Source organism: Microbacterium sp. Bi128 (genome assembly GCF_918698205.1).
In genome coordinates, this window is sequence record NZ_CAKKMM010000267.1 from 1 (window position 1) to 5,519 (window position 5,519).

The following is a 5,519-nucleotide window of genomic DNA, read 5'->3' on the forward strand; positions in this document are numbered from 1 at the left end:
AGACCGGCATGCTGGGCCTCAACGCCGGCGTGGTCTCCAACGCTGCCGCCCCGTTCGGCGGCGTCAAGCAGTCCGGTCTGGGCCGTGAAGGCGGCCTCGAGGGCATCGAGGAATACCTCTACACGCAGTACATCGGCATCGCCGACCCCTACGCCGGCTAGCCACGCCAGCTACCCGCGGCGCACCCGGCGGACGGAGTTGCGGATCTTTCCCCAGGATCCCGCGAACCCCCGCCGGGTGCGTCGTGCTGTCCGGGAGTATTGTGCTGTCCGGGAGAGGAACCCGCGGGGCAGCCGGAGGGCCCGTCGCCAGCCGGACATGACCGACGGCGGCAGCCAGGCCGCGCGCAGCCGGACCAGGAAGCCGGCGTTGGCGCGCAGCGAGGCCTGCACCAGGGCGATCCTGGCCGCGGCGGAGTCGGCCGGATCCGCGGAGCCTGCGGTCCGCGCCGGACCGGCCACGCCGCCCGGGCGGCCGTACTGCTCACGTTCGAAGTCCTCGGTCAGGGCCGCCGCGGCCCGCTGGCCGGGCCCGTCCGCACCGCCGGGTTCCCCCAAAACCGTCGAGGCGCGCAACCGCTCGGAGAAATGCCGCGGCGTTTCGCTCGCTCCGGGCGCCACCCCGTAGTCCGTGGCCAGATCCCGCAGTTCCGCCCAGCCCGGCAGCGCCGTCCCGGCCGTGACGCCGGGATAGCCGCGGGCCGCCGTCCTCAGCCTGCGGCGCCGCACGCCGCTGCGCACCAGCCGCGGGGAGGCCACCAGCAGCGCCAGCAGCAGCACCGCGGCAACGCCGTACAGCGCCTGTGCCGCCTGCGCGCCGCTGGGCGCCGGCGTGCCCGCTCCGGGAAGCGGGACCGTGCCGGGGACCGGGAACGGTGCCTGGGTGGAACCGTCACCGGGGGTCAGGGCGTCGTTGCGGTCGTTGGTGCTGGCACCGCTGCGTGCGGCGGCATCCGTGGCGTACGCCGGAACGACGCCGCGGGACGGTGTCGGCTCAAACGCGACCCAGCCGATGCCCTGGAAATAGAGCTCCGGCCAGGCGTGGGCGTCCCGGGCATCGACCTCGAACTCCGGAAGCGGGCCCTGGCCCGAGACCGCCACCGTGGCCCCCGTGGGGCGCCCCGGCGCGTAGCCCACGGCGATCCTGCTCGGAATGCCCTCCAGCCTGGCCATCACGGCCATGGCGGAGGCGAAATGAATGCAGTAGCCGCTCTTCTGGGTCAGGAAGTCCGCCAGCACGGACAGGCCGTTGCCGTCGTAGCCGCCCTGCACGGGGGACTGCAGCGAGTAGCTGAACTCGGCGGAGCGCAGATACCTCTGGATGGCCATGGCCCGCGAATACGGCGAGTTGGCACCCGCCGTCACAGTTTTAGCCGTGCTGCGCACAACCTCCGGAACATTCGACGGTTCCCGGAGGAACAGCTCGGGGACACCGGTCACCGGCCCGGAAGCGCCCGCCAGCAGCGCTGCCGTGAGCTGCGGAGTGACGGACGAGACCACATATTGCTGGCCGCGGGAATTTGTGTCCACACCCTTGATGCTCAGCGTGGCGGGGTCCCAGCTCCAGCGCCCTGAGAGTCCGTTGACAGCTTCCGGCGCGTACGGTGCGGGCAGGTACGGGCTCGTGTACTGGCCGGTGTTGACGGCCGTAATTACGCGTAGCTCGGCCGGGGCGGTCTCATGCCCGGCCTCGAGCCGGCCGGTTCCCGGCTGCCGGCTCGACTCCCGGTCATCGGGTGACCAGGAATCGCCGTCAAAGGTGTCCACGGTCACCGAGCGCAGGTACGGCGTCGTCGGCGCGTTCGTGGCGAAGGTGATCCGGCCCTCGCCGGAGGGGCTGCGCAGGCTGTTGCCCAGGCTGATCATCGGATTGAGGCCGGTGGCGCCGCCGAACGGGTTCAGCCGCGAGCCCTGCGGGAACGTGCCCTGGTCGAAACCCGGGATGACCAGCTGCAGCACCAGCGTGAGGGTCAGCGCCGCGACGGCCGTGACCGTGCCGCGCCGGAGCTGCCCGGGGTTGCGGGCGGTGTCGGCCAGGGTGCGGGTATCCGGCGTGTACCAATGGCTGCAGCCGAGGATCAACAGGTACCCGACTACGGCGCCCAAGAACCCCAGCACTCCCACGCTTTGCGGCTTGACCATGGCCGGCACCACGAGGATTGCCAGGATCCCGAGCCCGCTCGTGGCCGGCAGCGCCAGCGGGAACGCCAGGGCATCGATGAGGATCACGAGCACCCCGAGGACCGCGCAGATCAGCATGACGATTCCGGCGTTGGGGGCCACTGGGGTGCTCTCGGCCAGAACCGTTTCGCTGGCCCGCCGGAGGAACTTTCCCAGGTAGTTCATGGTCTCCGGGGAGGGGATGAACCCGGCAATGCTGTGCTGCCGGAAGAAGATGAAGGTCACGGCCACGATCAGCGCCACCAGGCCGCCGGCGGTCACCAGCCAGGGCCGGGCACGCAGGGACCGGAGCACCGCGAGGGAGAACGCAACGGAGAGCACGGTACTGAACACCGGGGAGTACCAGGCCCAGCCACGCAGGACGCCGTTGAATCCGAGGGCCGCGCCCGCGACGGCTACCGCGACGGCGGTCGCCATCACCCAGGGCCGGGCGCCGGGTCCGTCCGGCCGGGACGCCGCACCGGGGGAGAGGGCCGTCGGTTCTTCTCCGCCGGCCGTGCCGGTGCCTTGGCTGCGTTGCGGGGCGAGCGTCATGGCCGGCCCCCCACGCCGCGGCGGACGTCGGCCCCGGCGGACATCCCCGGGTCTGCCTGGTCGAAGGCTGCCCAGGCGTCAGGCAGCGAGCTCTGGGCGGACACCGCCAGGGCCCGCCATCCGCCCAGCCGCAGCGCCTCCAGCACCTCGGGCACTTCGCCGGAGTCCTGTGCCCGGTCCGTGACCAGCAGCGCGAAGGCGTTCGCGCCGAACCCGGCGGCCGGGGACAGCGCCCGGGCCTCGGCCGGGGTCAGGCTGCCCAGGACCGCCAGGACAGGTCCGCGCAGCCGGTGGGCGGAAAGTTTGTCCATCAGGGTGTCGTCGAAGGCGTGCGGGGCATTACCGGTGCCCGCACCGGCCCCGGAGCGGAATCCCCCCGGCGCGGAAGATCCGGTGCTGGTTCCCGCCGCGGCCTTCTGCGGGCGGGGCCCCGTGCGGTCACGGTGCGGGTGGGTGTGGTGCGGGCCGGAAAGCTCGATGGCAGCCAGGCTTTCGGCGATGGACTGCAGCCCGGCCGTTCCGGTGTATTCCTCGGCTTCCGGGTCGGGAGCGGACGGCGAATGCCGGAAGGCCGGCTCGCCCGCGCTGTCCAAGAACCGCAGCGAGTAGTTGCGTTCCGCGAGGTGCGCCCCGATCGACATCGCCGCCGTGACAGCCCACTCGAAGGCATCAGAGGTCAGCAGGTCGTGGCCGTCCCCCTCCCCGCCGCCCGGGTGGCCGCCGGAGGAATGGGCACTGTGGCCGAACACCCCGTGGGGGTAGGCGGAGAGCCGCTGGTCCAGGATGATGGTCGCCTCGGGGGTCGTGACGGATTCCTCCTGCCGCACCATGAGGGACCCGTGGCGGGCGGTCGCGGCCCAGTGCACCCGGCGCAGCGGATCCCCGTGGCGGTATTCGCGGGTCGTGACGTCGTCGTCGCTGGGATTGGCCCGGGCCCGCGTGGGTGTGACACCGTCGTGTCCGCGCGCACCGGCGAGCCCCGTCTCCGGCAGCTCGATGGCGGCGGGCGTGACGGTGAGGAGGTCGCCGTCGTCAATCGCGTGGCGGTGGAACGAGAGCCCGAAGGGATCGCTGAATTCCGCCGTGACGGGCCCGATCAGGAACTGGCCGCGCCTGGCCGAGCGGAGGTGGTACTCATAGCGGCTGGTGCCGCCGGCTGCCGCACGGGCCGGGAACCGGAAGACGGGCGATTCGCCGAACCGGGCCGGCAAGTGTTCCTCCATGACCGCGTGGCCTGTGCCCGCCCCGGTCCGCGCGACGGCCAGCCGCACCGTGGCACGGGCGGAGGTTTCAACCGGCGACGGGCTGAATTCGCGGTAGACCCGGAACCTCGGCTTCAGGACCCGGGTTCCGGCCAGGGCGAGCGCCGGCAGCACCAGCAACAGGACGGCCAGGGCCAGCAGGTCCCGGCGCCCCATGATCTGCGCGGCCAGCAGCGACACCGCACCCGCGCCGAGCAGGCCCCAGCCGCGGCTGCTGAAGAAGTGCCCGGGGAACCGATCCCTTAACGCCACGGCGGAGCCATTCCCTAGCGCGGATTGGGCAGGTTGGGCGGCGGCGCGGCTGCCATGGCCGAGGCCTTCTTCCGGCCAGGGAGGCCGGTTCCGTTGGGTGAGGCCGTCACGTCCGGGGTGACGGGTATCTTGGCGATGATGGCCCGGATGACGCTTTGCGGCGTCTCACCCGCGCTGGCCGCCTTGCGGTCGAGGATGATCCGGTGGGCGAGCACCGCTTCGGCGACGCTGACGACGTCGTCCGGCAGCACAAAGTCCCGGCCCTCCAGCGCGGCGGTGGCCTTCGCCGCACGCAGGAGCTGCAGCATGGACCGCGGACTGGCGCCGAGCCGGAGAAGCCCGCTTTCCCGCGTGGCCCGGCCCAGGGCCACGGTGTACTCCTTGATCGACCGGGACACGTACACCTGCTGCACCGTGGCAATCATGGCGGCCACTTCCGCCGCGGTGACCACTGCCGTCACACGCGCCAGCGGAGAGGAGGCCTGGTGGGTTTCGAGCATCTCCATCTCGGACTCACGGTCCGGGTAGCCCATGGAAATCCGGGCCATGAAGCGGTCCCGCTGCGCTTCCGGCAGCGGATACGTGCCCTCCATCTCAATGGGGTTCTGCGTCGCCACCACCATGAAGGGCTCATCCAGCCGGTAGGACGTGCCGTCCACCGTGACCTGGTGCTCCTCCATGCACTCCAGCAGGGCTGACTGGGTCTTGGCCGAGGCGCGGTTGATTTCGTCCCCGATGACGATGTTGGCGAACACCGCGCCGTGCCGGAACTCGAAGGTCCGGGTCGCCTGGTTGTAGATGGACACGCCCGTGACGTCGGACGGGAGCAGGTCCGGGGTGAACTGGATCCGGCTGACGGAACAGTCGATGGTGCGGCCCAGCGTCTTCGCCAGGAGCGTCTTGCCCACCCCCGGGACGTCTTCGAGGAGCAGGTGGCCCTGGGCGAGGAGGACCGTGAGCGCCAGTTTGGCCGCTTCGGCCTTGCCGTCGATGACCGTATTGATCGCCGTCAGGATCCGGGTGCTGGCTGAGTGGAAAGCGTCGGCTTCCATGGCCGGCAGTTCATGCCGCGGGGGCCGGTGTCCGGCTGCGTTTGGATCCAAGGAAGCGCGGCCCGGGAGGCTCTGTCCTTGGGGGAGGATGTCGTCTACGGAAGTGCGGTGGTAATCCATCGGCAGCCTTTCAGCCCTGGTGGGTCCCGGATCTGACCGCCCGCGGCGGCCGGGCCCCGCAGTGGCATTCACCTGTTTCCTAACGGGGAAATTACAGAGTATTAACAGACTACTAACAC

Annotated in this window: 4 protein-coding genes; 1 reads left to right on the plus strand and 3 read right to left on the minus strand. The window is 71.2% G+C overall.

The genetic code is table 11. The features are described from left to right. Positions 1-161 (plus strand): aldehyde dehydrogenase family protein (locus LQV45_RS16640; protein WP_230007986.1); only part of this gene is annotated, 161 nt, incomplete at its 5' end. A 9-nt stretch (positions 162-170) separates the two neighbouring features. On the opposite strand, the gene LQV45_RS16645 is transcribed toward LQV45_RS16640, so the two are convergent. From LQV45_RS16645 to LQV45_RS16655, 3 genes are read right to left on the minus strand one after another with little or no spacing between them, the layout of a single operon-like run. Further along, positions 171-2,714 (minus strand): DUF3488 and transglutaminase-like domain-containing protein, encoded by a 2,544-nt coding sequence (locus LQV45_RS16645; RefSeq protein WP_230007983.1) that lies wholly within the window; start codon positions 2,712-2,714, stop codon positions 171-173. Beyond that, positions 2,711-4,228, minus strand: a complete 1,518-nt coding sequence (locus LQV45_RS16650) for a DUF58 domain-containing protein (protein ID WP_230007984.1) — start codon at positions 4,226-4,228, stop codon at positions 2,711-2,713. The genes LQV45_RS16645 and LQV45_RS16650 overlap by 4 nt, the downstream gene beginning before the upstream one ends. Positions 4,229-4,242: 14 nt before the next feature. Beyond that, positions 4,243-5,400, minus strand: coding sequence for a MoxR family ATPase (locus tag LQV45_RS16655; RefSeq protein WP_230007985.1), 1,158 nt, complete (start codon positions 5,398-5,400; stop codon positions 4,243-4,245). Between the last annotated feature and the right edge of the window lie 119 nt (positions 5,401-5,519).

Coding starts and splice junctions, on each gene's coding strand:
- LQV45_RS16655 (WP_230007985.1), bottom strand. CDS start 5,400: ATGGATTACCACCGCACTTCCGTAGACGACATCCTCCCCCAAGGACAG.
- LQV45_RS16645 (WP_230007983.1), bottom strand. CDS start 2,714: ATGACGCTCGCCCCGCAACGCAGCCAAGGCACCGGCACGGCCGGCGGA.